21 protein-coding genes and 1 riboswitch are annotated in these 26,044 nt (G+C 68.6%); of the genes, 15 read left to right on the forward strand and 6 right to left on the reverse strand.

Going from position 1 to position 26,044, the window contains the following annotated elements:
• Nucleotides 1–12: 12 nt before the first annotated feature.
• A riboswitch (SAM riboswitch) is annotated at nt 13–126 on the reverse strand.
• A gap of 130 nt (nt 127–256) precedes the next feature.
• The 5 genes from DIZ26_RS12680 to DIZ26_RS12700 all read left to right on the forward strand — a co-directional run bounded on the left by DIZ26_RS12680 (nt 257) and on the right by DIZ26_RS12700 (nt 5,901).
• On the forward strand, nt 257–970 hold the full coding sequence (locus DIZ26_RS12680) for a hypothetical protein (protein ID WP_112240668.1): 714 nt from the start codon (nt 257–259) through the stop codon (nt 968–970).
• Between the two features lie 165 nt (nt 971–1,135).
• Nucleotides 1,136–1,654, forward strand: a complete 519-nt coding sequence (locus DIZ26_RS12685) for a DinB family protein (RefSeq protein WP_112240670.1) — start codon at nt 1,136–1,138, stop codon at nt 1,652–1,654.
• Between the two features lie 415 nt (nt 1,655–2,069).
• The gene (locus DIZ26_RS12690) at nt 2,070–4,490 is read left to right on the forward strand and encodes an FtsK/SpoIIIE family DNA translocase (RefSeq protein WP_112240672.1); all 2,421 of its coding nucleotides are present in this window, start codon (nt 2,070–2,072) and stop codon (nt 4,488–4,490) included.
• Nucleotides 4,491–4,493: 3 nt separating this feature from the next.
• Nucleotides 4,494–5,060, forward strand: a complete 567-nt coding sequence (locus DIZ26_RS12695; RefSeq protein ID WP_112240674.1) for a hypothetical protein — start codon at nt 4,494–4,496, stop codon at nt 5,058–5,060.
• Nucleotides 5,061–5,148: 88 nt separating this feature from the next.
• The gene (locus DIZ26_RS12700) at nt 5,149–5,901 is read left to right on the forward strand and encodes a helix-turn-helix domain-containing protein (protein WP_112240680.1); all 753 of its coding nucleotides are present in this window, start codon (nt 5,149–5,151) and stop codon (nt 5,899–5,901) included.
• A gap of 132 nt (nt 5,902–6,033) precedes the next feature.
• Here DIZ26_RS12700 and DIZ26_RS39215 read toward each other — a convergent pair whose 3' ends face one another.
• Nucleotides 6,034–6,444, reverse strand: coding sequence for a wHTH domain-containing protein (locus DIZ26_RS39215; RefSeq protein ID WP_456298632.1), 411 nt, complete (start codon nt 6,442–6,444; stop codon nt 6,034–6,036).
• Between DIZ26_RS39215 and DIZ26_RS12705 the strand changes: the two genes are divergently transcribed.
• The 4 genes from DIZ26_RS12705 to DIZ26_RS12720 all read left to right on the forward strand — a co-directional run bounded on the left by DIZ26_RS12705 (nt 6,410) and on the right by DIZ26_RS12720 (nt 9,750).
• Nucleotides 6,410–8,194 (forward strand): MiaB/RimO family radical SAM methylthiotransferase, encoded by a 1,785-nt coding sequence (locus DIZ26_RS12705; protein WP_112240682.1) that lies wholly within the window; start codon nt 6,410–6,412, stop codon nt 8,192–8,194. The two genes, DIZ26_RS39215 and DIZ26_RS12705, sit on opposite strands and share 35 nt — an antisense overlap.
• The gene (pgsA, locus tag DIZ26_RS12710; RefSeq protein WP_112240684.1) at nt 8,191–8,814 is read left to right on the forward strand and encodes a CDP-diacylglycerol--glycerol-3-phosphate 3-phosphatidyltransferase; all 624 of its coding nucleotides are present in this window, start codon (nt 8,191–8,193) and stop codon (nt 8,812–8,814) included. Before DIZ26_RS12705 ends, pgsA begins: the two co-directional genes overlap by 4 nt.
• The gene (locus DIZ26_RS12715; protein ID WP_232828297.1) at nt 8,811–9,305 is read left to right on the forward strand and encodes a CinA family protein; all 495 of its coding nucleotides are present in this window, start codon (nt 8,811–8,813) and stop codon (nt 9,303–9,305) included. Before pgsA ends, DIZ26_RS12715 begins: the two co-directional genes overlap by 4 nt.
• Nucleotides 9,306–9,468: 163 nt before the next feature.
• The gene (locus tag DIZ26_RS12720; protein ID WP_112240686.1) at nt 9,469–9,750 is read left to right on the forward strand and encodes a helix-turn-helix domain-containing protein; all 282 of its coding nucleotides are present in this window, start codon (nt 9,469–9,471) and stop codon (nt 9,748–9,750) included.
• Between the two features lie 152 nt (nt 9,751–9,902).
• Here the strand turns inward: DIZ26_RS12720 and DIZ26_RS12725 are convergent, their stop codons facing one another.
• The 3 genes from DIZ26_RS12725 to DIZ26_RS12735 form a co-directional block, all read right to left on the reverse strand.
• Nucleotides 9,903–10,337: a DUF4262 domain-containing protein gene (locus DIZ26_RS12725; RefSeq protein ID WP_157979692.1), complete on the reverse strand. Its 435-nt coding sequence runs from the start codon at nt 10,335–10,337 to the stop codon at nt 9,903–9,905.
• 109 nt (nt 10,338–10,446) lie between these two features.
• Nucleotides 10,447–11,232, reverse strand: coding sequence for an Fpg/Nei family DNA glycosylase (locus DIZ26_RS12730; RefSeq protein WP_112240690.1), 786 nt, complete (start codon nt 11,230–11,232; stop codon nt 10,447–10,449).
• A 3-nt stretch (nt 11,233–11,235) separates the two neighbouring features.
• Nucleotides 11,236–15,834, reverse strand: coding sequence for an ATP-dependent helicase (locus DIZ26_RS12735; RefSeq protein ID WP_112241140.1), 4,599 nt, complete (start codon nt 15,832–15,834; stop codon nt 11,236–11,238).
• A gap of 79 nt (nt 15,835–15,913) precedes the next feature.
• Between DIZ26_RS12735 and DIZ26_RS12740 the strand changes: the two genes are divergently transcribed.
• Nucleotides 15,914–17,032, forward strand: a complete 1,119-nt coding sequence (locus tag DIZ26_RS12740) for an LppM family (lipo)protein (protein ID WP_112240692.1) — start codon at nt 15,914–15,916, stop codon at nt 17,030–17,032.
• Nucleotides 17,029–17,223, forward strand: a complete 195-nt coding sequence (locus DIZ26_RS12745) for a DUF3046 domain-containing protein (RefSeq protein WP_112240694.1) — start codon at nt 17,029–17,031, stop codon at nt 17,221–17,223. Before DIZ26_RS12740 ends, DIZ26_RS12745 begins: the two co-directional genes overlap by 4 nt.
• 14 nt (nt 17,224–17,237) lie before the next feature.
• Here the strand turns inward: DIZ26_RS12745 and DIZ26_RS12750 are convergent, their stop codons facing one another.
• A complete protein-coding gene (locus DIZ26_RS12750) occupies nt 17,238–17,801 on the reverse strand; it encodes a GrpB family protein (protein ID WP_112240696.1) in 564 nt (187 codons plus the stop codon).
• A 56-nt stretch (nt 17,802–17,857) separates the two neighbouring features.
• A complete protein-coding gene (locus tag DIZ26_RS12755) occupies nt 17,858–18,649 on the reverse strand; it encodes a hypothetical protein (RefSeq protein ID WP_112240698.1) in 792 nt (263 codons plus the stop codon).
• A 251-nt stretch (nt 18,650–18,900) separates the two neighbouring features.
• Here DIZ26_RS12755 and recA point away from each other — a divergent pair, with 251 nt between their 5' ends.
• The 4 genes from recA (at nt 18,901) to rny (ending at nt 25,963) form a co-directional block, all read left to right on the forward strand.
• Nucleotides 18,901–19,986 (forward strand): recombinase RecA, encoded by a 1,086-nt coding sequence (gene recA / locus DIZ26_RS12760; protein WP_112240700.1) that lies wholly within the window; start codon nt 18,901–18,903, stop codon nt 19,984–19,986.
• A 1,507-nt stretch (nt 19,987–21,493) separates the two neighbouring features.
• Nucleotides 21,494–22,006 (forward strand): regulatory protein RecX, encoded by a 513-nt coding sequence (locus tag DIZ26_RS12765; protein ID WP_232828298.1) that lies wholly within the window; start codon nt 21,494–21,496, stop codon nt 22,004–22,006.
• A 611-nt stretch (nt 22,007–22,617) separates the two neighbouring features.
• The gene (locus DIZ26_RS12770; RefSeq protein WP_112240702.1) at nt 22,618–23,289 is read left to right on the forward strand and encodes an Rv0909 family putative TA system antitoxin; all 672 of its coding nucleotides are present in this window, start codon (nt 22,618–22,620) and stop codon (nt 23,287–23,289) included.
• 970 nt (nt 23,290–24,259) lie between these two features.
• Entirely contained in the window at nt 24,260–25,963 is a 1,704-nt protein-coding gene (rny, locus tag DIZ26_RS12775; protein WP_112240704.1) for a ribonuclease Y, read from the forward strand.
• The last annotated feature ends 81 nt before the right edge of the window (nt 25,964–26,044 follow it).

A 26,044-nucleotide genomic window follows, 5' to 3' on the forward strand; every position in this document is an offset into this window, starting at 1 on the left:
TCTGCTCCCGGTGGTCCGCACTTGCCGATCGGGGCATCCGAACGGCCGGGTCCTCACCCGGGGCACCCCACCGCGGAGGAGGGTTGCCGGCCAGCGAGCCGGGGCTTGACGCTGACACTCATGACCTGGCCAAGACCGTAACCAACGAACCATTGCCTGCGCCAGCACCAATCTCATCTTCTGGGATAGCTGGACACATGTTGAGACGCAACCTGACGGGGCCGTTCTGCGTCCGACCAGCCGGAGGTGGCTCACGATGTGGTGGAACAAGCAGCCGAAGTGCCCGGTACGCACCGAGGAACAGCTCTGGATCGAGGAATCGCTGGACTTGTTCGCCGACGAGTTCGGCACCGAGATCCTGCGGCGCCCGGTCGTTGTCCCCGAGGCTTCGTTCTTCCCGGCCGGCTACCGCGGCACCGAGGACGACGTACGGGCTGTCTTCGCCAAGATCTGCGGGTTGGTCGCCGTCGAGCCGGAGCGGGTGAAGCTGGAGATCGAACCCCAAGAGGCCACGGAGCTGCTCTCGGTGCTGCCGGTGAACTATCAGAGCGAGGATGCTGCCGGCCATTGGCAGCGACGCGATGGAGCCACCGTCATCACGGTGCAGTCGGCCAAGGCGCGCGAGCCGCTGGCGCTGGTCGCGACCATCGCGCACGAACTCGGCCACGAACGATTGCTGGGCGAGTCGCGAATCTCACGATCCCGGCGGGACGGAGAGCCGCTCACGGACCTGTTCACCGTCTTCTTCGGCTTCGGCATCTTCTCGGCCAACGCGGCGTTCGAGTTCCGCAACTCGCGGGGAAGCTACCGGACCAGCCGGCTCGGCTACCTGACCGAGGCGATGTACGGCTACGCGCTGGCGAGATATGCCTGGCTCCGCGGCGAGCCCGCGCCGGACTGGGCAAACCACCTCGACACGAACCCGCGGGTCTATCTACGCGACGGCCTGCGGTTCCTCGCGGCGGGATGAAGCTCCGGGTTCTCGCGGGGGATGAAGCTCCGGTTCCTCGCGCCGGGATGAAGCTCCGGTTCCTCGCGGGGGATGAAGCTCCGGTTCCTCGCGGCGGGATGAACAGGCTCGTCGCCGCGGGATAAGGATTGGTACTGCGTGGTGCCGGCGGGGGAGGATGCGCGGATGACCTGGATCGCACCCGAAGTCACCCGGCCCGAGGGCTCGCTGGTGGCGCCCGAGCGAGAGTTGCTCGCCGGCTACCTGGACTTCTACCGGACCACCCTGCTGTACAAGTGCGCCGGCCTGACCGCCGAGCAGTTGGCCGAGCGTCCCGCGCCGCCGTCGAACCTGTCGCTGCTCGGGCTGATCCGACACCTCACCAAGGTGGAGCGGATCTGGTTCCGAATCCACTTCGCCGACGGTGCACCGGCTGAACCCGTCTTCGCCCCCGAGCTCGGCAAGGACGCGGACTTCGAGCTGATCGACGCGAGTCGCGCCCAAGCGGAGTACGAAGGTCTGATCGAGGAGTGGGAGCTGTCGGACAAGGCGGCGGCGGGGCGATCGCTCGACGAGCGGTTCACGTTCCGTGACGAGGTGTCGTCGCTGCGGATGATCTACATCCACCTGATCGGCGAATACGCGCGGCACTGTGGGCACGCGGACTTCCTGCGCGAACAGCTCGACGGCGTCACCGGCGCCTGACCCGGCCTCAGGTGTCGACGGAACGCTCCTGCATCTCGACAGCTGGCCCGTGGGCAGCTCGGGCACCGCGACCGGCCGGCGCGGTCGCGGTGCCCCCACATGGTGTCCGGCGGCGGCGCCGCGCCGGTGTCTGCGCCGTGACGCTACGGATGGGGCAGCGTGATCGGCGTGTGACACGTGGGACTCGAGAGGTTGTCGGGGTAGCCTGCTAGATATGGCGACCCGCACGTCTTCCCCGGCGCGGGCGCGGAAGTCGGCAGCCAACAGCCCTGGAACGGGCCGGTCGGCAGCTGGTGGACGCTCCCGTCCGTCAGGCGCCCAGAAGCGTGGGCAGAGCGCGAAGAAGCGCAGTGGCTCCACCACTGCGCGTCCCAGCGCGTCCCGACCCACCGGCGCGGGTCCGTTCGCGGCCACCATGCTGTACCTCGGGCGTGGCTTCGTGAAGTGCTGGATCGGCATCGCGCACCTGCTCGGCAGTGTGGTCCGCGGTGTCGGCCACGGCGCCCGTGACCTTGACCCGGCACACCGTCGTGACGGTGCCGGGCTCACCCTGATCGGCCTGGCGGTCGTCGTGGCCGCTGCGCTCTGGTGGCAACTGCCCGGCGCGGTCGGCAACGCAGTACGGACCGTCGTAGGTGGCAGCGTCGGCATGCTCGGCTGGGCGGTTCCGCTGATGCTTCTGTTCATCGCTCTGCGCACCCTGCGTCACCCGGACCGCAACGGCCCGGCTGGACGCCAGGTGATTGGCTGGACGGCGATCTCGCTCGGTGTCCTCGGCCTGGTCCACATCGCCAACGGCATCCCTCGCCCGGGCAATTCCGCGGACGGCAGCCTGCAGGATGCCGGCGGCGCAATCGGGTACGTCGTGTCCTCGCTCCTGTCCGACCTGCTCACGCAGTATGTCGCGGCGCCTCTCCTTGTGCTGCTGTCGATCTTCGGCGCCCTCGTGGTCACCGGAACGCCGATCTACGCGGTACCGCTGCGAGTGCGGGCGGCATTCGACGTACTGCTCGGCCGTACGGAGATTCCCTCGGATGCCCCGTCGGTCGCGGCCGCTGCCGACGAGACCGTCCGGCTCACGCGCAAGGAGCGCCGGGCGAAGGCAGCTCTGGACGAGGACGGCGAGCCTACCGTCAAGCCGTACGACTCGCCTGTGCTCGAGGGGCGCGAGATCTCCAAGCGTGGCCGCAAGAAGGCCGCGGAGGAGGAGCCGTACGACGTCGACGGCGACGTGGCGGCTGGTGCTCCGCCGGCGTACGGCGCGGTTGCTGCCGCGATGAAGCCGGCTGCTGCTCAGCCCGAGTCGGCTCCCGAGCCGCCACCACACACGCCGCTGCCGCAGCGCGTCGAGCAGTTGAGCCTCTCCGGCGACATCACCTACACGCTTCCCGACGGTCAGATCCTGAAGCCCGGTTCGGTCCACAAGGCCCGGACGAAGGCTTCGGACGCCGTTGTCGACCGGCTGACCGAGGTGTTCGACCAGTTCGGCATCGACGCGCAGGTCACCGGCTACACGCGTGGCCCGACCGTCACGCGGTACGAGGTCGAGCTCGGTTCCGCGGTGAAGGTGGAGAAGGTCACCGCGCTGAGCAAGAACATCGCGTACGCCGTCGCCAGCGCCGACGTGCGGATCCTGTCGCCGATCCCGGGCAAGTCCGCGATCGGCATCGAGATCCCGAACACCGACAAGGAGATCGTCAGCCTCGGCGACGTGATCCGGTCCGCCACCGCCCGCAACGACCATCACCCGATGATCGCCGGGCTCGGCAAGGACGTCGAAGGCGGCTTCGTGGTCGCGAACATGGCCAAGATGCCGCACCTGCTCGTCGCCGGCGCGACCGGCTCCGGCAAGTCGTCGTTCGTGAACTCGCTGATCACCTCGGTGCTGATGCGCTCGACGCCGGACGAGGTCCGGATGGTGCTGGTCGACCCCAAGCGGGTCGAGCTGAACAACTACGAGGGCATCCCGCACCTGATCACGCCGATCATCACCAACGCCAAGAAGGCGGCCGAGGCGCTGCAGTGGGTCGTCCGCGAGATGGACATGCGGTACGACGACCTGGCGGCCTTCGGGTTCCGGCACGTGGACGACTTCAACAAGGCGGTCCGCAGCGGCAAGGTGAAGCCGCCGCCCGGCAGCGAGCGCGTGCTCTCGCCGTACCCGTACCTGCTGGTGATCGTCGACGAGCTGGCCGACCTGATGATGGTCGCGCCGCGCGACGTGGAGGACTCGATCGTCCGCATCACCCAGCTCGCCCGCGCCGCCGGTATCCACCTGGTGCTGGCCACGCAGCGGCCGTCGGTCGACGTCGTGACCGGTCTGATCAAGGCCAACGTGCCCTCCCGGCTCGCCTTCGCGACCTCGTCACTGGCCGACAGCCGGGTCATCCTGGACCAGCCGGGCGCGGAGAAGCTGGTCGGTCAAGGCGACGGCCTGTTCCTGCCGATGGGCGCGAGCAAGCCGATGCGTATCCAGGGTTCCTGGGTCACCGAGAACGAGATCCGCGCGGTCGTCGAGCACTGCAAGGAGCAGTTGCAGCCGACGTACCGCGAGGACGTCACCGCTGTCGCCGGTCCTTCGAAGGACCTCGACGACGAGATCGGCGACGACATGGACCTGGTCGTGCAAGCCGCCGAACTGATCGTTTCCACGCAGTTCGGCTCCACGTCGATGCTGCAGCGTAAGCTCCGGGTCGGTTTCGCCAAGGCTGGCCGGCTGATGGACATCCTGGAGAGCCGGGGCGTGGTCGGGCCGAGCGAGGGATCCAAGGCCCGCGACGTCCTGGTGAAACCGGACGATCTAGAGGACTTCATCGCCACACTGCGAGGAGAGTGACCCGTGACCGCCTCTTCCACGATGCCCCACGCCCACCCGGTGGACGCGGACGCCGTGAGCCAGGAGTTCACGATCCGCGGTTCGCAGCAGGTCCACGGCGCGCTCGCGGCCGGCGCGGCACTGGTCGCGATCGGCTTCGCCGCGTCCGCGTCGACCAGCGCCACCGGCGTACTGCGCTGGATCGCGGCCGCCGCTTTCGCTGCGCTGGCCGTGGTGTGCGCCCGGGGCCTCACGACCGGGGACATGTTCGTTGCCGACAAGGTCGGGATCCGGCTGCGGATCCGCGACGAGTGGATCGGCGCCCGCTGGGAAGAGATCGAAGAAGTCACCGTACTGCGACGCCGGCACCTGCTCGACGACGGCCGGATCGCGGTCCACCTGCTCGACCCCGGACCAGTCGTGGCCGCGATGCCCGAGACGACTCGCAAGGTCACCGATGCCAACCGTCGGCTGACCGGGACGTCTCTCGCGGTACCGTTCGGGTTGACGGCGCGGCCGTCGAACGGGGAAGTGCTGCAAGCGCTGCACATGCTGGCCGATGCCAGGTGTCCGGTCAGGGAACAACTCTGACCCGTCCGTGACCCCGTCGGCCCGCGACCGTTGACTAGTGGAGTCGACGGGACCGAACAATCAGGCACGGTGGAGAGGCGGTGATGGCGTGAGCATCGGCAGCGAGCTCACAGCAGCCCGCGAACGGGCGGGCCTGACGATTGACCAGCTGAGCGCCGCGACCCGGATCAGAACCGGCCTGCTCACGGCGATGGAAGCCGACGACTTCTCCCGTTGCGGCGGCAACTTCTACGCCCGCGGCCACATCCGGGCGATCGCGCGAGTCGTGAAGGCGGATCCAGCCGTCCTGCTGGCGAAGTACGACGAGTCGCACCCGACAGAGGACGCAGATCGCACTCGTCGCGAGGAACGCCTGACCGCGAAGGGACCGTCGCTGCACCCGGCCCGGCCGCGCTGGACGCTCGTCGTCGGCGCCATCCTGGTCTGCCTGATGGGCTGGGGGATGATCCGTCTCTTCACGCTCCCGAGCGACATCGAGGCGAACGCCTCCCGCACCACCCCGACGATCGCCGTGACGACCCCGTCGCCGAAGCCGACTCCCACCAAGACGTCGACGAAACCGCCGGTGACACCGGTGAAGCCGGCCGCCAAGAAGGTCAAGCTGACCCTCACGGCCACCAAGGACGGCTCGTACGTCACCTTGCGGAACTACCACGGCCTCAAACTCTTCCAGGGCCTGCTAGGCCCCGGCTCGTCCCAGACAGTCGTCTACCCAGGCTCCATCCGCGTCAGCCTCGGCTCGCTGGCGAACATCACCATCCGCATCAACGACAAACCAGCAGCCCCCAAATCCAAACGCTTCATCATCACCCCCACCGGCACAATCCAAAAAGAAAAGTAGGCCCCCTCGCCGGCCAAGCAGGCCCACTCACCGGCCAAGTAGGCCCACTCAAGGGCAACTAGGCCCGCTCGCCGGCCAAGTACGCCCGTTCGCGCCGGACAAGTAGGCCACTCACCGGACAAGTAGGCTCACTCACCGGCCAACTGGGCCACCTCGGCCGGGAAGTAGGTCCGTTCGCGCTGGACCGGTAGGCCCGTTGGCTCCGGCAAGCAGGCCCGTTCGCTCCGACAAGTAAGCCCGGCTCGCGGCCCAGCCTGCTCTTTCCGCGCCGGGGGCCGCCGGCTTGCGTCCTCGGCGGGCGGGTGCGGCGGCTGCGTGCGCCACCGTCAGCGTGCTGCCACCTATCCCACCCCCGCGTGCACATTCGCTCCACCCCCTGCGTATACGTTCGCGTACTTGGCCGAGGGACTCGCCCGTCTGCTCGGCGGCACCGATCGCATGCCTCTGGGGGAGTGGTGCTGATGGGCTGGTTTCTGTGGGGTGGGCGGAGCAGTCATACTCGTGGGTGATGACTAAGACACCCACCACCGTCGCCCTGGTCACGCTGGGCTGTGCTCGTAACGACGTCGACTCCGAGGAGTTGGCCGGCCGATTGGAAGCCGGCGGATTCCGCCTCGTCGACGATGCCGCCGAGGCCGACACCGTGGTGGTCAACACCTGTGGTTTTGTCGAGGCCGCGAAGAAGGACTCGGTCGACACCTTGCTGGCCGCCTCGGACTACAAGGACTCCGGCCGCACGCAGGCTGTCGTGGCTGTCGGCTGCCTCGCCGAGCGGTACGGCGAGCAACTGGCCGAGGCGCTCCCCGAGACAGACGCCGTGCTCGGCTTCGACGACTACGCCGACATCTCCGAGCGCCTCCGGTCGATCCTCGCCGGCAACAAGCACCAGTCGCACGTCCCCCGCGACCGTCGCAAGCTGCTCCCACTCGCCCCGGCCGACCGCGCCAACGCCCCCGGCGTCGCAGTCCCCGGCCACGGCAACCCCAACGCACCGTCGCCAAGCAGCATGCAAGCCGCTCCCGGCGACCCCTCCGCATCGTCAGCAAGTGACCCGCGTGCAGACGGCAGCGGCGATCCCTCCGCGCAAGCGGCAACCAACTCGCAGGCTGAGGTTGGTCGTTCGTTGACGCCGGTGAGTGCCGAGTTCAGCGTGCTCGACGGCCAGGCTTTGACGGACGACGAGCTTGAGAAGGCGGGCGTCACTCGCGCCGACCTCACCGGCGGCTCGACCGATCGTGAACTCAAGGGCAGGACGGTCAAGGCCTCCGACCGCGAGCTGACCATCGATGCGCCTGATCTGCAGTCCGCACCGGCCAGTGGCCCTCGCGTGATGCGCCGTCGTCTCGACGGCGGCCCGATGGCGCCGCTCAAGCTCGCCTCCGGCTGTGACCGCCGTTGCGCGTTCTGCGCGATCCCTGCCTTCCGTGGTGCCTTCGTCTCGCGCCGGCCGACCGAGGTGCTCGGCGAAGCCCACTGGCTGGCCGAGAACGGGGTCCGCGAGGTCTTCCTGGTCTCCGAGAACTCCACCTCGTACGGCAAGGATCTGGGCGACATCCGTTTGCTGGAGACGCTCGTCGGCGAGATCGCGGCCGTTCCGGGTCTGACCCGGGTGCGCGTCTCGTACCTGCAGCCGGCCGAGATGCGCCCGACGCTCATCACAGCGATGGCGTCGACTCCGGGCGTCGTCCCGTACTTCGATCTCTCCTTCCAGCATGCTTCCGGCCCGCTGCTGCGGCGGATGCGCCGGTTCGGCGACGCGGAGCGCTTCCTCGACCTGATCGAGCTGGTCCGCGCGCAGGCGCCGACCGCGGGTATCCGGAGCAACGTGATCGTCGGCTTCCCGGGGGAGACCGAGGAGGACGTGGACATTCTCTGCGACTTCCTTTCCCGCGCCGGTCTGGACGCGATCGGGGTGTTCGGTTACTCCGACGAGGACGGCACCGAGGCGGAGACGTACGACGGCAAGCTGGATGAGGACACCATCGCGGCTCGCCTCGACCGGGTGACCCGACTGGCCGAGGACCTGACCTCGGCCCGCGCGGAGGCCCGGATCGGCGAGACGGTGGAGATCCTCATCGAGTCGATCGAGGACGGCACCGCCGAGGGCCGCGCCGCACACCAGGGCCCCGAGGTGGACGGTTCGACGACGCTGACCGGCCTTCCGGACGGCCTGGCCGTCGGCGACCTGGTGTCCGCCGAGGTGGTCGGGAGCGATGGCGTCGACCTGATCGCGGAATACGCCGCGCACGTGGCCACCCGGGAAGGCGTCCCGGCAGCTAACCTGACCGCGTGACGATCCCGCCGACGAACCCGGTGCCGCGCGCGGCAGCCGGCCCGCTCAGCGCGCCGAGTGCCTGGAATGTGGCCAACGCGCTGACCGTGCTGCGGCTCGTACTCGTGCCGTTGTTCGTCTGGCTGCTGCTCCGCGACGGCGGCGACGCCGAAGGTGCCCGGCTGCTCGCGACGGCCGCCTTCGTGGTGGCCATCGTCACCGATCGGTTCGACGGGGACATCGCCCGGCGCTGGAACCTGGTGACGAACTTCGGCAAGATCGCCGACCCGATCGCCGACAAGGCGCTGACCGGGGCCGCGTTCATCGGGTTGTCGATCCTTGGTGACCTGCCTTGGTGGGTGACCATCGTCGTGATGGTGCGCGAATGGGGTGTGACAGCGCTCCGCTTCTGGGTGATCCGGCACGGCGTGATGCCGGCCAGCCGTGGCGGCAAACTGAAGACCGTCCTGCAGGCGTTCGCATTGGGTCTCTACCTCCTTCCATGGCAGTCCGTTGCTGTCCTGCACTGGACCGCCATCGTCTTCATGGGCGCAGCCGTGATCGTCACGATCGTCACGGGTCTGGACTACGTGGGCCGCGCACTCCGCCTCCGGGCCGCCGCCAAGAGGCCGCTGCCATGACCCACGACGAGTCACAGGCGGCGATGCACAAGCTGATCGAGCTCGTGCGGGAGCGCGAAGCCACGCTGGCCACCGCCGAGTCGCTGACCGGCGGCATGGTGGGTGCAGCGCTGACCGAAGTCGCCGGAATCTCGGCGATCTACCGAGGTGGCGTGATCGTCTACGCCACGGACCTGAAGGCGACGCTCGCAGGCGTCCCCGCGGATCTGCTGGCCGATGTTGGACCGGTCCATCCAGACACGGCTGCAGCCCTTGCCTCCGGCGTACGGGAGCGGCTTGGGGCCACCTACGGGCTGGCGACCACCGGTGTGGCCGGACCCGACCCGCAGGCTGGGGTCGAGCCGGGGACGGTCTATGTCGGCGTGGCCGGCCCAACCGGCGTACGGGTTCGTCGGCTGTCGTTGAGTGGTGACCGGGAAGCTGTCCGGAGGGGCAGTGTGCAGGGCGTCTTCGAGCTGGCGGTCGAGCTGGTCGCGGAAGAACCAGGCTGATCGGAGTGTTGGGACCAGCATGGGAACAGGTAGGGCAGACTGGCACGGCGCACCGAAGCCGGACATTGCGAGGAGTAGTGACCCGGCAACGGGTACCGTTGGTCCTCACGGCCGAGCTACCGTGCGAGTAGATTCGGTCCGACAGGCGGAAGGGAGAAACCTCATGGTGCTGGTTCGTGGCCTCCTGGGCGACGTCCTGCGGCGCAAGCGGCTGCGCCAAGGGCGCACACTGCGCGAGGTGTCTGCCGATGCCCGAGTCAGTCTCGGGTATCTGTCCGAGGTCGAGCGCGGCCAGAAGGAAGCCTCGAGCGAGTTGCTCGCGGCAATCTGCACGGCGCTGGACGTCCCGCTGTCGACGATCTTCGCCGAAGTGAGCGAAGACCTGGCGCGCGAAGAAGCTCTGGTACTGGCCCACGAGCCCGCGGTTGTTGCCTCTGCGGCCTGACCGCCGCCCCAAGCCGTTGCTTGTGTGGACTGACTGCCGCCCCAACCCGTTGCTTGTGCGGCTGGACCGCCGCGCAGTCCGTTGCCCGGGCGCCGCTTCCGGCGTCTGGCGAGCCTCAGCCGAGCCGGTGCCCTTGCCCGGCTGAGAGGCCCTCACCGGGCGTCCCCGTCCTGGCTCGGGAACTCGAGCAGTTCGGCCATTGGCCGTAGCCGAGTCGGCCACACCAGTTGGAGCGCGGCGATCGGCGGTTGCCCGGGCCGGCGGAAGAGGTCGTTGGCCAGGAACAGATGGGTCGTCGAGTCCGGCACTCGGAGCAACTCCGGGCGACCGGCGTACAGATCGCTGACGTCGTCGCCCTCGTCGAAGCGGCGACCGGCGAGCACGGCCAGCGCCAGCGGCTCCAAGGCTCTGTAGGCGGGGTAGGGGGCGCAGCCGAAGGTGATCAGCTCCGGATGTCCGCGCAGGCTCAGGCCGAGTGTGTAGGCGAAGGACGGATTGCGACTGCCGTCGGCTTCCACATGCTGCACGGTCCACCCGTAGGCGTTGATGTTCTGCTCGATCAGCCGTGCGTACTGGTCATCGGTCATTCCGTCGCACTTGAAGCACATGGTCTTCCCCTCTCGGACTCGAACAAGTGTTCGATGTGTCAGAGAAGGTATCCGGATTCGGAGGGGTGTGGCGGGTTGTCCACAGGGTTCAGAGAGCGGGCTGGCAGTTCGGGCACCAGAAGCTGACCCGGTCGCGCGGCGGCTCGCCGATCGGCGCCGTCAGAATCGTGGTGCCACACCGCCGGCACGGCTTCCCGGCGCGCTCAAAGACCCAACTGCGCTGACCCGGCCGGTCCACGCCCGTGCTGACCTGGGTGCCGTTGCGCAGATTGGCCTTCATCAGCCGCCGACTGAGATCGACGGCCGCGCCGAGGTCCACTGAGGAGACCGGCCGCCACGGATGCAACCCGAGCAGGAAGCAGACTTCGACACGGTAGAAGTTGCCGATGCCGGCCAGGTTGCGCTGGTCGAGCAGCGCCTCGCTGATGGTCCGTGACGGCTCGGCGGCGAGATTCGCGATCGCGGTCGCGCGGTCGAACTCCGGCGAGAGCAGGTCAGGCCCGAGATGCCCGACCGCTTCGTTCTCGGCGTCGGTGGCAACAACCTCGAGCACCGGCAGCCGGTAGCCGACGGCCACCCACTTCTCGGTCTCGAGCACGGCTCTCACCTGATGATCCGGACCACCCTTCCATCGCTCGCCGGGCCGATACAGATGCCAACTGCCCTCCATCCGGAAATGGGTATGGATCGTCAGCCCGCCGGAGAGCCGCATCAGCAAATGCTTGCCGCGAGCAACAACTTCGAGCACGGTCCGGCCACTGAGGTCGGTCGTTGCCAGCGTCGGCACGCGGAAGTCGGTCCGGGTCAGCTCGAGTCCGGCCAGCGCTTGGTCCAGTCGCTTCGTCGCTCGCCAAACGGTGTCACCCTCAGGCATGGATCACGCCCGCAGCCGCAGGCCCCGCGGCGTCGCATGGAAACCGGCCTTCGCCAGCGCATCCCCGAACGCCGTATGCCTGACCTGTTCGCCGTCGGCGGTCTCGACACTGAGCTTGCCCAGATGCCCGTCCCTGATCGCGAGCGCCAACGCATCGACCGCGGGTTGCAGCAACTCGGGATCCTCGGTGAAGCTCAGTACCGTCCGTCCGCCACGCTCCACGTAGACGATCAGCCGCCCGTCCACCAGCATCACGAGTGCCCCCGCCTTTCGCCCTGGCCGGTGCCCGTCACGCTCCGGCCATGGCAACGCCGCACCATATGGGTTCGCTGGATCCGAAGCAGCCAGTACTACGGCCCGCGCGGCCACCTCCTCCTTGCCAGGGCGATTTGCAGCACTGCGAGGGGGTGGTGAGCCGGCCGTCCCAGGCAGCTCAGCCATCGCCCGTAGCCGGTCGACCGCCCCAGGCAGAGCGAACTGGGCAGCCCCGAGCCCAGCCACGAAGTACCCGCGTCGGCAGCGACCCGACTCCTCGAACGCGCTCAGCACCTTGTAAACCGCGGCAAAGCCGCCTGGCGTGCGCTCGGTGATCACCGAGCCTCGTGTGACGATCCCGTACCGGTCGAGCAGGGTCTCGGCTGCCGCGTGGGCCCTCCGAGTCGCATCTGGATTGCGCTCGGGCAGCAATGACCACCGGCCGCCTGCAGTCGGAGGACCGCTGCGCGACGGCATCGCCGGTCGCCCGGGTCGCATCGCCCGGCCGGGGCGCGCGCGAGGCGTAGTACGGCGTGTTCGGTGGCTGCCCCGGCCTGCACCGACGAGCGCGCGTACCGGTGCCAGCGTGTCGTTGGTGAGCTGGCCCGCCCAGACGAGATCCCACAGCACGCCCACCAGCGTCTCGTCGTCGACGACACCGGCGGTCGAGCCGACGACATCGCTGAGTTGCCGGAAGAAGAACGCGCCCCCGCCGGCGAGCGCGTCGAGCACCGCTTGGTGGGTCTCACCCAGTTCGAAGGTCGCATCCGGGTCGGGCAGGGTCAGATCGCAATTGTCCGCAAGATGCAGGGAAATCCAGCCGTCGGTGCCCGGCAGCGAACCCGAGCCTGCCCACACCACCTCACCAGTCGCGGTCAGCTCGTCCAACATGGATGGCTGGTACCCCGGCACGCGCGACGGCAACACGATCGATTCGAGCGCCGACGCCGGCACCGCACATCCCGCGAGTTGCTCTACGGCAGCCAGCAGTACGTCGTACCCACGCCCGCGGCTGCTCGTGATGCCCTGCCATGCGGGCAAGAAACGAGCCAGCACCGCTGGATCGACCGGCTCGACCTCCTTGCGCAGCGCCGCGAGGGACCGGCGCCGTAGTAGTCGCAGCACCTCGCTGTCACACCACTCCATGGCGATGCCGCCGGGGAGGAACTCGCCTTCCACTACGCGCCCGGCAGCACCCAACCGGCGAAGGGTGTCCGTCACGACGGCGACACCGGTGCCGAGATGCGTGGCGAGATCGACGGCTCGGAACGGACCATGCGTCCGCGCATAACGTGAGACGAGGTCGCCGAGGGGATCCGCCACCGGCTCGGCGTGAGCCTCGGCCACACCAGGTGGTAGGGGCACGCCCAGTGCGTCGCGCAGGCGTGCGACATCTTCGACGACGGCCCACCGATGCTCGCCGGCGATCCGCACCCTGACGACCCGGCGAGCGGCGGCCAACTCGGTCAACCAGGTCTCTGCGTCGGCCCCTTCGACACAACGCTGCGCGGCTTCGGAGATCGACAGCGGCCCGACCATCCGTAGTACGTCGAAAAGCCCCTCGGCATCACGGGCGCGGCGGTCCTCGGCCAGCCTCTGCAGCTCGGCCTCTGTGCGCAGTACGACCTCTGCGTCGAGCAGTTCGCGAAGCTCGGTCCTGCCCAGCAATTCGGCGAGCAGGCCTTGGTCGAGGGACAGCGCAGCGGCACGCTTCTCGGCCAGGGGAGTGTCGCCCTCGTACATGAATGCGCCCACATAGCCGAACAGCAACGACTTCGCGAACGGCGACGCTTCCGCAGTCTCCACCTCGACCACGGACACGCGGCGCTCGCCGATCCCGGTCAGCAGATCCTTCAGGGCATCGATGTCGTAGACGTCCTGCAGAACCTCGCGCAGCGTCTCCAGCACGATCGGGAACGAGCCGTACTTGCTTGCCACACTCAACAATTGCGCCGAACGCTGCCGTTGCTGCCACAGCGGCGACCGCTTACCCGGGTTTCGCCTCGGCAACAACAGTGCACGCGCGGCGCACTCGCGGAAACGTGCCGCAAACAAGGCCGAACCGCCGACCTCGGTGGTGATGATGTCCTCGATCTCCGCCGGATCGAACAGCACCAACTCGGCCCCGGGCGGCGCTTCGTCCGTCTCCGGCAGCCGCAGCACGATGCCGTCGTCGCCCGAGACCGACTGCGCATCCATCCCGTACCGCTCGCGGAGACGGGCCGCGATCGCCAGCGCCCACGGCCCGTGCACCTGACCGCCGTACGGAGAATGGATGCACACCCGCCAGTCGCCCAGCTCATCGCGGAACCGCTCGACCACGATGGTGATGTCGTCGGGGACCCGGCTGGTTGCCTGCTTCTGCTCGGCCAGATACGCGACCAGGTTGTTGGCCGCGAACTCGTCCAGCCCAGCCTCGCGAGCACGTTTGACCGCCTTGGTCGCAGGCAGGGCAGCCATCGTCCGCACGAATGCCCCGGTCGCTGCGCCGAGCTCCGCAGGACGGCCCACCGCGTCGCCCTTCCAGAAGGGGAGCCGCCCCGGTTGACCAGGCGCGGGGGAGACCAGCACCCGATCGTGGGTGATGTCCTCGATCCGCCAACTCGACGCACCCAGCGTGAACACGTCGCCGACCCGCGACTCGTAGACCATCTCCTCGTCGAGCTCGCCGACCCGGTGGTTCGTGGACTCGCCGACCAGGAACACACCGAACAGCCCGCGGTCCGGGATCGTGCCGCCACTGGTGACCGCGAGCCGTTGAGCGCCCGGCCGCCCGGAGATCTGGCCACTGACCCGGTCGAAGACGATCCGCGGCCGCAGCTCGGCGAACTCGTCCGAGGGGTAACGCCCGGAGAGCATGTCGAGCACACCGTCGTACGCCGAACGCGGCAGCGTCGCGAACGCGGCGCACCGGCGTACCAGGGTGAAGAGCTCCTCGACGTCGACGGTGTCGAGGGCAACGATCGAGACGATCTGCTGGGCGAGCACGTCGAGCGGATTGGCCGGGATGTGCAGGCTCTCGATCATCCCATCGCGCATCCGCTGGACCACGACGGCCGTGTCGACCAGGTCGCCGCGGAACTTCGGGAAGAGCACCCCACGCGAAACGGCACCGACCTGGTGCCCGGCCCGGCCGACCCGCTGCAGACCGCTCGCGACCGAAGGCGGCGCCTCGACCTGGATGACCAGATCGACCGCGCCCATGTCGATGCCGAGCTCCAGGCTGCTGGTCGCAACGACGCAGGGCAGCCGACCGGACTTCAGATCGGCCTCGATCAGGGCACGCTGCTCTTTGCTCACCGATCCGTGATGGGCCCGCGCGATCAGCGGCGGCGCAGCGAGCGAGGCACCCGATTGCGCCATCAGCTGGGCCGGCGAGCCCGCTTCCGGCAGCTCCCGCTCGGCGCGCTCGGCCGCGATCTCGTTCAGCCTGGCGGTCAGTCGCTCCGCCAGGCGGCGCGAGTTCGAGAAGACGATGGTGGAACTGTGCGCCGAGATCAGGTCGAACACGTGCTCCTCGACATGCGGCCAGATCGACGCGTGCCGCGGCGGCCCGGCTGCGCTGCCCGAGGTCTCGATCTCGGTGTTGGCCAGCTCGGCCATGTCCTCGACCGGCACGACGACGCTCAGGTCCCACTGCTTGGTGAACTCTGGCTGCACCACTGTCACCGGCCGCTCGCCACCGAGGAACCGGGCCACTTCCTCGACTGGGCGCACGGTCGCGGACAAGCCGATCCGCTGGGCCGGCTTCGGCAGCAGCGTGTCGAGTCGCTCCAGCGTGAGGGCCAGATGCGCGCCGCGCTTGGTGCCGGCGACGGCATGGACCTCGTCGACGATCACCGTCTCGACCCCACGCAGCGACTCGCGCGCCTGCGAGGTGAGGAGTAGGAACAGCGATTCGGGGGTCGTGATCAGGATGTCGGACGGCTTGGTCGCGAACTTGCGCCGCTCGTTCGCCGGGGTGTCGCCGGAGCGGACCGCGACCTCCACGTCTCGCGGGGCCTCACCGAGGCGCCGGGCGGTCTCGCGGATGCCGATCAGCGGAGCTCGCAGGTTGCGCTCGACGTCGACCGCCAGCGCCTTCAGCGGCGACACGTACAGCACCCGGCAGCGCAGTTTGGGGTCGTCGGGCGGTGGCACGGTGGCCAGCCGGTCGAGCGCCCAGAGAAAGGCGGCAAGCGTCTTGCCGGAGCCTGTCGGAGCCACGACCAGTGCGTCCCGGCCCGCGGTGATGGCGTCCCACGCCTCGAGCTGGGCCGGGGTGGCCGCCTCGAAGACGTCGCCGAACCACGCCCGGGTCGCGGGCGAGAAGCGGCTGAACGCGGTGGATCTCTGCACGTCACCCATCTTGCCGGGTACCGCCGACAGTTTTCCGCGGTCGGCACCCGGGAGGGGAATGTCCCCCGCTTCTGGAATGATCGGACGCATGAAGAACCGCGTGCGCGCTGCGCTCGTCGTCATCGCCTGCCTGGTCTCGCTGACCGGGTGCGTGAAGATCGATGGCGACCTCAAGGTGAATTCGGACCAGACCGTGGCCGGCTCGATGAAGATCGGCGTCGACAAGCAGCTGATGGAAGCCAGCGGCCAGTCGCTCGACAAGGTCCGGGACCAGATGGAACGCGGGATCAAACAGACCACCACCGACGGCGTCACCTGCAAGGCGTTCGAGGACGACAAGTACGTCGGCTCCGACTGCAAGTTCGACGACGTGCCGTTCAGCAAGATGGGCTCGTCGACCGACGACGGGGTGGGTTTCAGCAAGGACGGCGACACGTTCCACGTCACTGTCAAGGGCATGGATCTGGGGAAGACCCCGGCCGGTACCAACCCGGTGGTCAACTTCAAGATCACCATGCCGGGCAAGATCACCGCCCACGACGACGGCGCCAAGGTCGACGGCCGGACGGCGACCTACGACAGCCTGGACAAGCTCGGCAATGTCGACCTGACGTCGGAGGCGGGCAGCAGCTTCCCGCTGTGGGCTCTCATCCTCATCATCGTGTTGCTGCTCGCCGCTGCCGGTGCCGTGGCGTTCTTCGTACTGCGGAGCCGCAAGGCCGCCGCCCAACAGCAGTACCCGGGCCAGTACGGGCAGTACCCCGGACAGCCGCAGCCCGGCCAGTGGGGACCCCAGTACGGCGGCCAGCCGGGTCAAGGTGGTCCGTATGGGCAGCCGGGTCCGGGCGGACCGCAGTACGGACCGCAGCCGGGTGGACCGCAGTACGGGCAGCCGGGTGGTCCTGGGCCGCAGGGGCAACCGCAGTACCCGGGACAGCCCCAACCAGGGCAGTATCCTGGGCAGCAGCAGCCGGGTCAGTGGGGTGGGCCGCCACAGCACGGGCCGGGCGGCTGGGGACAGCCTGGGCCGCAGGGTCAGCCGCCGCAGGCGCAGCCCCCGCAAGGGCCGCAGCCTCAGCAGGGACCGCCCCGGCAGGGACCTCCTCAGCAGGGTCCGGCGCCGCAGCAAGGTGGCTGGGGACAGCCGCCGCAACAGGGTGGACAACAGGGCGGCTGGAACCGCCCGGACAACGACGGGCAGGCATGAGACTGACGGAATTCTGGGACCGGATGGATCGCCATCTCGGTCCCGCCTACTCACGCACCTGGGCAGAGACCCAGGTGGTGAGCGGCCTCGGTGGTCGTACGGTCACCGAGGCGCTGGCCCAGGGCGAGCACGCCAAGACTGTCTGGCGCGCCGTCTGGGCCCACCTCCAGCTACCGCCCAGCGAGCGCTGAGCTCTGCACCTTGATCAGGCGGACCAGCCGGTCCTCGTCGCCCACTCCTCGGCCGGTAGATAGACCAGGTCGCACACCGGGTCCTTCAGATCGGCGTAGTCACCGACACCGTCGAACGGCAACGACGCTGCTCGCCGTTTGAACTCGCCGTACGCCGCGGCTGTGTCGGGGTGAGCCCGTAGATAGTCGCGGAACAGCAGTGCGTACCTCTGGTTGGCGCGTCCGTCCACGCGGATGTGCAGGTTCACCCGGCGTCGGTACATGGGCTCGACGACGAGCCGCTTCACCCATTGGCCTTCATCCTTGGGCAGACCGGGTACTGGGTGGTCGCGGCGTGGGGGGCGTAGCTCCCAGTCGGCTGCGACCAGTAGCTGCGCTGCGTCGTCCAGTGCGGGCTCGGTGGCCACCGTCGCCTGAATGTCGAGGATGTCCTTGGCGGGGAGCCCCGGCACGGAGGTCGAGCCGATGTGGTCCACGCGGACCGCAGTACTGCCAAGGATCCGGTGGATGGTCTCAGCGGTCTTCTCGTACTGCGCCGGCCAGGTCTCGTCCGGCTGGACGATCACGATCGCGCTCATGGACTGATCATCCCAGCGGCGGACGCTGCCGGCACAGGGGCCTTGCACTGTGGCGGTCAGACGGGCTTGACGCGGAAGGAGCCGGTGGTGAGCAGCTCTGCGGCGGCGTACGCGGCCTTCCGGATGCCCTTGCGCTCGTCGAAGAAGCCGCCGACGACACCGACGGCCGGGAGCTTGCCGATGATCCTGGCGCCGATGCTGCCGCGCGGACGATCCTCGAACACATCACCTAGCCCGCCGAGCAGTTTGCTGATCCGCCAGACCAACCTGATGCCCTTGCGCAGCCCAGCCTCCTCGGAGTCGTCACCGAACCCCAGTTGCCTGGCCACGTCCTGACCAGCGGCAGTGGGGTCGTCGTACTCGAGTACTGCGTCCGGTGTGATCGGACGCTCGGTCAGAACCCTGGCGATCACTGCTGTTCGATCGGCGTGCGCTTCGACGCCGTACTCGCGGCAGACCGCACCGATTACCATTGCCTGTACTGCGGCGCCCAGCGTGTCCTTGATCGGCAAGGTGTCGGCCGCGGCGCCGCTGAGCCGGGGGAGTCCGGCGACGACCGCAGCGAACCCGCCGAGCCGCTCGACCCACCAGTCGCAGCGTTCGGCCAGCGGCAGCGTCGGCCATTCGGCATGCCCGGGCACCTTCATCTTCAGCAGCCGGTCGATTGCGAGGATCAGGCCCTTCTCGGCCAGGTTGGGTTGCTCCTGGGCGGAGTACTCCGTCAGGATGCTGCGGATGCCGAAGGGATCCTGGGTCCGCAGCGCGTCCAGTACCGAGTCGATGCCGAACTCGACCCGGCTCAGGGCCAGGACCACGGCGGAATCGGGGACGTCGGGGCGCTCTGTCACGCCCGCAAGGGTAGGGACTGGGCAGGGCAGAACGGTTGTTCCGGCAGGTTCCGGCGTGTCAGTTGCGGTTCGAACACGTGTTCGGGTTATTTTGTCTCGTACGAGTTCGTCGGAACGGCCGAGTTGTCCACAGATTTCAAGTGGCACCGAAAACTGTCCGACGTAACCAATACCGTCTCTGGCGACAAAGAATTTCCTCCGGGCGGCTGGGACAGCGGCCCCGATTACTAGATGGGTTAGGTGGCAGTCAGATGGCTGGTGCAGCGGCGAGTGCGGCGGCGGAGCAGCGCAAGGCCGGAGATCGTGAAAAGGCGCTGGCGACCGCGCTGACGCAGATCGAGCGGCAGTGCGGCAAGGGCTCGGTGATGCGGCTGGGCGAGCAGGGCCGCGCCCCGATCGAGGTCATTCCGACTGGGTCGATCGCGCTCGACATCGCCCTCGGGATCGGCGGTCTGCCTCGCGGCCGGGTGGTGGAGATCTACGGCCCGGAGTCCTCGGGTAAGACGACGGTGGCCCTACACGCGGTCGCCAACGCGCAGCGGGCCGGCGGTATCGCGGCGTTCATCGACGCGGAGCACGCCCTCGACCCCGACTACGCCCAGAAGCTCGGTGTCGACACGGACGCGTTGCTGGTCTCGCAGCCCGACTCCGGCGAGCAGGCGCTGGAGATCGCCGACATGCTGATCCGCTCCGGCGCGATCGACATCGTCGTGATCGACTCGGTCGCCGCACTGGTGCCCCGGGCCGAGATCGAGGGCGAGATGGGTGACAGCCATGTCGGTCTGCAGGCCCGGCTGATGAGCCAGGCGCTGCGCAAGATGACCGGTGCGGTCAGCGGTACCAACACGACCGCGATCTTCATCAACCAGCTGCGCGAGAAGATCGGCGTCATGTTCGGCTCACCGGAGACCACCACCGGTGGTAAGGCGCTGAAGTTCTACGCCTCCGTCCGGCTGGACGTCCGCCGGATCGAGTCCCTCAAGGACGGCACCGACTTCGTCGGCAACCGGACCAGGGTCAAGGTCGTGAAGAACAAGGTGGCCCCGCCGTTCAAGCAGGCCGAGTTCGACATCATCTACGGCCAGGGCATCAGCCGCGAGGGCAGCCTGCTCGACCTCGGCGTGGAGCAGGGCTTCGTCCGTAAGGCCGGCGCCTGGTTCACCTACGAGAGCGACCAGCTCGGCCAGGGCCGGGAGAACGCGCGGAACTTCCTGCGCGACAACCCTGACCTCGCCAACGAGCTGGAGAAGAAGATCAAGGAAAAGATGGGGATCGGTCCGACCCTGGACAAGCCGGTCGACGCCACGGCGCCGGTCGAGGTCGATGTCGACTTCTGACCACACCCCGTCCGCCGGCACCAACCGTCAGGGCAGCTCCAAGAAGTCGCTACCGGAGCTGCCCGACGGAGTACGCCGCGGACTGTCGGGAATCACCCCGCCCCCCAAACCGGCGGGTCCCGACCCGGACGCGGAACGTCCACCCGTCCAGCCCCTCCCATGGTTCCGAGACGGCTCTCCCGCAACCACGCAGGACGCCCGTCGCAACCGCTCCACCTCGCCAAGCAACCGCTCGGCCAAGTCCGGCAACCGCTCGGCCAGGTCCGCCGATCGCGTCGCCAAGCCGGGCACCGACGACGAATCGGCCGCTCCTCCTAGCGCGACCGGCGGCCGCACCAATCCGCGCTCCAGCGCTACGGGTGAACGGTTTGGTGCGGCTGGCAACCGTTTCGGCAAGACTGCGGATCGCTCTGGTCAGAGCAAACGCAGCGGCAGGTCCAGTCGCCTCGGTTCCTCCGAACCCGCCGAGTTCGACCCTTGGTCGACCAACGCGGGTGAACGCTCCGGCGGTCCCGACTGGTTCGACGTACCCACGGACGATCCCGACGCTCAGGACCAGATAGCAGGCACCCGCGCTTCCAAGCGGCGCACAAACGCTTCAACTTCCCACCCGTCCACCTCACCCGCCGCCGACCCGATCTGGGGCGAGGACACTCCAACCTCAGGCGCGCCCACTTCGAGCCGTCGTACCTCGGCCTCACCCACTTCTGACCGGATCTGGGGTGACGACACGCCGCCCTCATCCGCTGGGGGTTCGAGCGATGTGCCTGGACTGGCCGATGCCGATGCGATCTGGGGTGATGACGCCTCGGTCCCGCCGACCGATTCGAGCCGCCTTGCCCCGACCTCACGCCGTGCGGACTCGATCTGGGGTGACGACGACGATTCGGCCTCACCGTCCGCCGGTTCTGGCCATCCGTCCGCCGATTCTGCCGCGGTTGATTCAGCCTGGGGTGACGAAGCGTCGACCTCGCCGGCCGATTCGAGCCGACGTACCCGAACCGCCCGCACAGCCGACTCGATCTGGGGCGAGGACCCATCGGCCTCACCTGCTGGCGCGACCGGCAGGATTTCCGCGTCGGCGGAGGCTGGTTCGGTGTGGGGGGACGACGAAGTGGTGTCGCCCGTTGCGGGTTCGCGCCGAAAGTCCGTGTCAGCCGATGCCGTTGCTTCAAGCCTGAGCGAGGTTGCGCCGACTTCGCCTCCTGCTAGCAGCGGCGACGGTATGGCGGCTGTTGGTGGCGATGGACGGCCTGGTCCCGATTCGGCGTCGCATGGGGCACCGGCAAGTATGAGTCGCGCCGGCTTGTCGGATGAACCGGCGAGCGAGGGTCGCGACGGTGTGTTGGATGGGGCACCGGCGAGCGTGGGCCGCGACGGTCTGCCGGGTGACACTTCGGGGTCGGTGGGGGGTTCTGCGGGACGTTCTGGGCGGCGGCCGGGGGTGCGGCGGACTCGGAGGTTTGGAGCGGGGCCGCCTCGGCAGGCTGATCCTGAGGTGGATCCGGTGGGGGATCCGCATTCGGTGGCGCGGACGATCTTGCTGGACAAGTTGACCGGGCAGCCGCGGACGCGGGCAGAGTTGGCTGATGTGTTGGCCGAGCGCGAGATTCCTGACCAGGTGGCCGATGAGGTGCTCGATCGCTTCACCGAGGTCGGGCTGATCGACGACGCCGCCTTCGCGAACGCTTGGGTCGAGTCACGACACCGAGGTCGCGGGCTGGGCAAACGCGCTCTGGCCCAGGAGCTCCGTCGCCGGGGCGTGGACGACGAATTGGCCCGGGATGCTTTGGACGAGCTCGATCCCGACCAGGAGGAAGCCACCGCGCGGGAACTGGTCCGGAAGAAGCTCCGCTCGATGCGTTCACTCGACCGCCAGGTAGCCATGCGTCGGCTCCTGGGTCTGCTGGCTCGCAAGGGATACCCGGGCTCGCTGGCGATGACCGTCATCAAGCAGGAACTCGCCGCCAGCGACGAAGAACTCCCTCTCCTCAACGACTCCGGCCTAGAAGCCGACTGATCCGCCACCCGCCACCTTTCGTACGGCAGGTTTGGTTGCGCGGGTATCGGATGTTCGGCCGCGTTGGTCGGGTGGTGGCGCTCCAGTAGCCATCGGCCACCGCGAGGTGCTGCTTGGTGGATCACGCTGGGTTGGTCGCGTAGGTCCGGTCTGCCAGCTCGAAACGAGGGCGAGTGTCGGGTTGTGTGGGTGGTGCTCGGCGGGCGGGATATGGCGGGGGGAGGCCGGGGTGACTGCTCGCCTACTCGGGCGGCTTGTTGGAGGGCTGGCGTCGCTCGGCGTGAGTCGGTTGGCTGGTCGGGCGTCTTGTTGGAGGGCTCGCGTCGCTCGGTGTGCGTCCGTTGGTTGGTCGGGCAGCTCGGTGTGCGTCGGTTGGTTGGGCAGCTCGGTGCGGGCGGGGCGGCTTCGCGGGGGTGGAGGGGTGGAGTGGGGCAGCTTTGGCGGGGTGGTTGGGGCGTTGTTGTGGGGGATCGACGGGGGTGTGTGCGGCGAGGGACGTTGACGGGTGGGGGCGGACGGTGTCTGATCCGGAGTGTGGACTGGTGTTTGTGACTGGTCCGTAGGCTGAGATTTTCGTCCGATCCGCCCCTGACACCTCTCGGAGGGTGCAAATGAACGATTTCCAGGAACAGGCGAAGAACTGGCTCCGGAATGTCGTCAAGCAAGACCCGGACAAGATCAAGGCTGGCTTCGAGAAGGCCGGCGACCTGATCGACAAGCAGACCGGCGGGAAGTACGCCGACAAGATCGACTCCGTGCAGGAGAAGGTCGGCCAGTACGTCGATACGCAGGCCGCCAAAGAGCCCGGTACTCCTGGTACCTCCGACAGCACCGCACCCGAACAAGCCGACAGCACCACCACCACGGACACGACCCAGACGCCGACTTCGGCCGACGACTCGGCTGGGGTATCCGGCACCGACGGTGACGTGAGTAGCGATTCGACTGCGGAGTCGGCTGATGCCGGCGCAGCCACGGACTCGAACGACGCCACTGCCGGTGGCGAGGACGCGGGGCTTGGGGAGACGGCTCAGGCTAATGAGACCGGGGGAAGTGACGAGGCTGAGCAGGGTGATGGTGCGCCTGAGGGGGAGACCCAGGGGGAAGCGCCCGCCGCGGCTGATGGGCGTGTGGTTGGCGGAGAAGTGCCTGATGTAGCTGAGCAGCCGAGTAGTTCGGCGGGGTCGAATGCCGAAAACGCCAGGCCCGGCGCCACTGCCACCGGGGTGTCCGCGGACGACGCCGACAGCTCAGAAGGCGGCCTCCCAGGCCCGCGCTCCTAACCGGCCTGGAGTCGACCGGCTGGCACCAGCCTGGGTCGGCACCAGCTCACAGAAACCAGCTCAGGCCCCGCGGTCAGGCGCAGTTCGCACACCGCGGGGCCGAGCTGTGTCCGTGAGGCTGTCCGCCGCGGAGGCGCGGGGGCTGTCGGCGAGTCTGGCTCCGCTGCGGAGTCGGAGCTATGCGCGAGCCTGCCTCCGCCGAGAGTCGGGGGGCTGTTCGTTACGTGTCTCCGCGCGCAGTCGGGACGCTGTCGGCGAGGCTAGCTCCGCTGTGGAGTCTGGGCTGCCGGCGAGTCGGACTCCGGCGAAGTCGGGGTGCTGTCGGCGAGCCTGCTCTGCCGCGGGGTTGGAGTTGTGCGCGAGCGGAATCCGCGCCGAGTCGGGTGCTGTTCGTCGGGTTGGTTCTGTGCGCGGGTGGGTCGGGTGGGGTTGGCGGAGGGTGATGGGGGGATGACTGGGGTGGGGTGGTGGGGCAGACCGTGATGTGGGGGGTGGGTGTTTGTCTTGACCCTGTGGATAGCCGCGCTTAGCCTCGGGATCAGTAAGGGATCACTCCACCTGACGGTGGCGGATATAGCACCGGCGGGCCGGTTGATCACCGGCTGACTGCCGGACGATGAACGCGAGACCAACGCTCGACCGAGCTGAAAGACGGACGACCGCGACCCGATCGCGGCTGGAATAGGACGGAACCGCCTCGGCGGACAGGCGTGGCCAGCACAGGCCGGGCCGGGTCACCAAGAAGGGACCGTTGTAGCGGCAGGAAACCCGTCATGGCTGACGGCCCGGCCGGAACGGATGGCACCGTCGACGACGTGGTCACCGGACCGCTCGGCCGATGCCGACGGACCGGGCACCGCCCCGACCAGGGTGGTGTGTTTCGCCGTACCGTTGTCCGACCGCCGAGTGGACCATCCCTTCGTCGCAGCCAAAGTCACGCCGAGCGTGACTCCGAAGAGGGGAGACGCCGATGTCACTCGCGGCCATGCCGGTGGCGGCATCAGTCGGGCTCGTCCTGATCGGCCTACTGATCGTGGGTCTCCTCGCGTGGATCGGCTTCACGTTGTCGCGCCGCAAGGAGGCCGATGCGTCGGCCGCCGTCCACGCGGCCGAGGCGACGGCGAAGCTGGAGGCCGCGAACATCACCGCCGGCGCGAAGGCGTCGGCCGAGCTGGTCCGCCGGCAGGCCGAGGAGGAAGCCGCGGTACTGCGGGTCCGGGCCGAGGCTGCTGAGCAGCGGGCCGAGGAGATCCGCCGTGGCGCCGAGGATCGCGCGTCCGAAGTACGGCGGGAAGCCGAGCAGCGGGCGTCCGACGTACGCCGGGAGGCTGAGCTCGAGGCGCAGTCGATCCGCGATGATCTGCGCGAGCAGCGGCTCGAGATGGAGCGGCGCGAGCACCGGTTGACCGAGCGGGAGGAACGCCTCGACGAGCAGCACCGCTCGATCGAGGAGCGCCAGAACGAGTTGTCCGTCCAGCTCGCCGAACTCGATCAGCGCAAACAGGAGATCCGCGATCTCGAGGACGAGCGCCGCCGGATCCTCGAAGGCGTCGCGAACCTGACCACCGAGCAGGCGAAGGCCGAACTGGTGGCCGCGATCGAAGCCGAGGCGAAGCGGCACGCGCACACGATCGTCCGCGACATCGAACGGCAGGCGCAGGACGAGGGCGAGGTCAAGGCGCGCAAGATCATCACCGGCGCGGTCCAGCGACTGGCCTCCGAGCAGACCAGCGAGTCCGTCGTCTCTGTCGTGCACCTGCCGAGCGACGACATGAAGGGCCGGATCATCGGTCGCGAGGGCCGCAACATCCGGTCGTTCGAGCAGACCACCGGCGTCAACCTGATCATCGACGACACCCCCGAGGCAGTGCTGTTGTCCTGCTTCGATCCGGTACGCCGGGAAACCGCGCGGTTGACGCTGGATTCGCTGGTACTCGACGGCCGGATCCATCCGAGCCGGATCGAGGAGATCTACGAGCGCAGCAAGGGCGAGGTGGCCGAGTTGTGCGAGCGCGCCGCCGAGGACGCCATGGCGGAGGTGGGGATCACCGATCTGCACCCGGAGCTGATCCGGACGATGGGGCTGCTGCGCTACCGCACGTCGTACGGGCAGAACGTGCTGAAGCACCTGGTCGAGTCGGCGCATATCGCCGGGATGATGGCGGCCGAACTCGGGCTGGATGCCAAGCGATGCAAGCGCGGCGCGTTCCTGCACGACATCGGCAAGGCGCTCACGCACGAGTCGGAGGGCAGTCACGCGATCGTCGGGGCGGAACTGGCGCGCAAGTACGGCGAGGACGACGATGTTGTGCACTGCATCGAGGCTCACCACAACGAGGTCGAGGTACGCACTGTCGAGGCTGTGCTGACGCAGGCCGCCGATGCGGTGAGCGGTGGGCGGCCGGGTGCGCGGCGCGAGTCGCTCGAGGCGTACGTCCAGCGGCTGGAGCGGCTGGAGGAGATCGCGATGCACCACGACGGCGTCGAGAAGGTGTTCGCGATGCAGGCGGGCCGCGAGATTCGCGTGATGGTGCTGCCGGACGCGGTCGACGACATCGCCGCGCAGGTGATGGCGCGCGACATCGCCAAGCAGGTCGAGGAGGAACTCACCTACCCCGGCCAGATCCGGGTCACCGTCGTCCGCGAATCCCGCGCCACCGAGGTCGCGAAGTAGCCGGAGCCGGTACGACGCCCGTCGCACCGGCACCCGCCTCAGCCCGTACGACGTGCGTCGCGCCGGCGACCCGCCTCAGCC

The sequence above is a fragment of the Kribbella monticola genome (genome assembly GCF_003261635.1).
In the GTDB taxonomy this organism is placed as follows: Bacteria; Actinomycetota; Actinomycetes; order Propionibacteriales; family Kribbellaceae; genus Kribbella; species Kribbella monticola.

What these genes read in the sequence shown, in the direction of transcription:
- DIZ26_RS12680 (WP_112240668.1), top strand. Translation starts at nt 257, where the DNA reads ATGTGGTGGAACAAGCAGCCGAAGTGCCCGGTACGCACCGAGGAACAG.
- DIZ26_RS12685 (WP_112240670.1), top strand. Translation starts at nt 1,136, where the DNA reads ATGACCTGGATCGCACCCGAAGTCACCCGGCCCGAGGGCTCGCTGGTG.
- DIZ26_RS12690 (WP_112240672.1), top strand. Translation starts at nt 2,070, where the DNA reads ATGCTGTACCTCGGGCGTGGCTTCGTGAAGTGCTGGATCGGCATCGCG.
- DIZ26_RS12705 (WP_112240682.1), top strand. Translation starts at nt 6,410, where the DNA reads ATGACTAAGACACCCACCACCGTCGCCCTGGTCACGCTGGGCTGTGCT.
- DIZ26_RS12715 (WP_232828297.1), top strand. Translation starts at nt 8,811, where the DNA reads ATGACCCACGACGAGTCACAGGCGGCGATGCACAAGCTGATCGAGCTC.
- DIZ26_RS12720 (WP_112240686.1), top strand. Translation starts at nt 9,469, where the DNA reads ATGGTGCTGGTTCGTGGCCTCCTGGGCGACGTCCTGCGGCGCAAGCGG.
- DIZ26_RS12725 (WP_157979692.1), bottom strand. Translation starts at nt 10,337, where the DNA reads ATGACCGATGACCAGTACGCACGGCTGATCGAGCAGAACATCAACGCC.
- DIZ26_RS12730 (WP_112240690.1), bottom strand. Translation starts at nt 11,232, where the DNA reads ATGCCTGAGGGTGACACCGTTTGGCGAGCGACGAAGCGACTGGACCAA.
- DIZ26_RS12735 (WP_112241140.1), bottom strand. Translation starts at nt 15,834, where the DNA reads ATGGGTGACGTGCAGAGATCCACCGCGTTCAGCCGCTTCTCGCCCGCG.
- DIZ26_RS12740 (WP_112240692.1), top strand. Translation starts at nt 15,914, where the DNA reads ATGAAGAACCGCGTGCGCGCTGCGCTCGTCGTCATCGCCTGCCTGGTC.
- DIZ26_RS12745 (WP_112240694.1), top strand. Translation starts at nt 17,029, where the DNA reads ATGAGACTGACGGAATTCTGGGACCGGATGGATCGCCATCTCGGTCCC.
- DIZ26_RS12750 (WP_112240696.1), bottom strand. Translation starts at nt 17,801, where the DNA reads ATGAGCGCGATCGTGATCGTCCAGCCGGACGAGACCTGGCCGGCGCAG.
- recA (WP_112240700.1), top strand. Translation starts at nt 18,901, where the DNA reads ATGGCTGGTGCAGCGGCGAGTGCGGCGGCGGAGCAGCGCAAGGCCGGA.
- DIZ26_RS12770 (WP_112240702.1), top strand. Translation starts at nt 22,618, where the DNA reads ATGAACGATTTCCAGGAACAGGCGAAGAACTGGCTCCGGAATGTCGTC.
- rny (WP_112240704.1), top strand. Translation starts at nt 24,260, where the DNA reads ATGTCACTCGCGGCCATGCCGGTGGCGGCATCAGTCGGGCTCGTCCTG.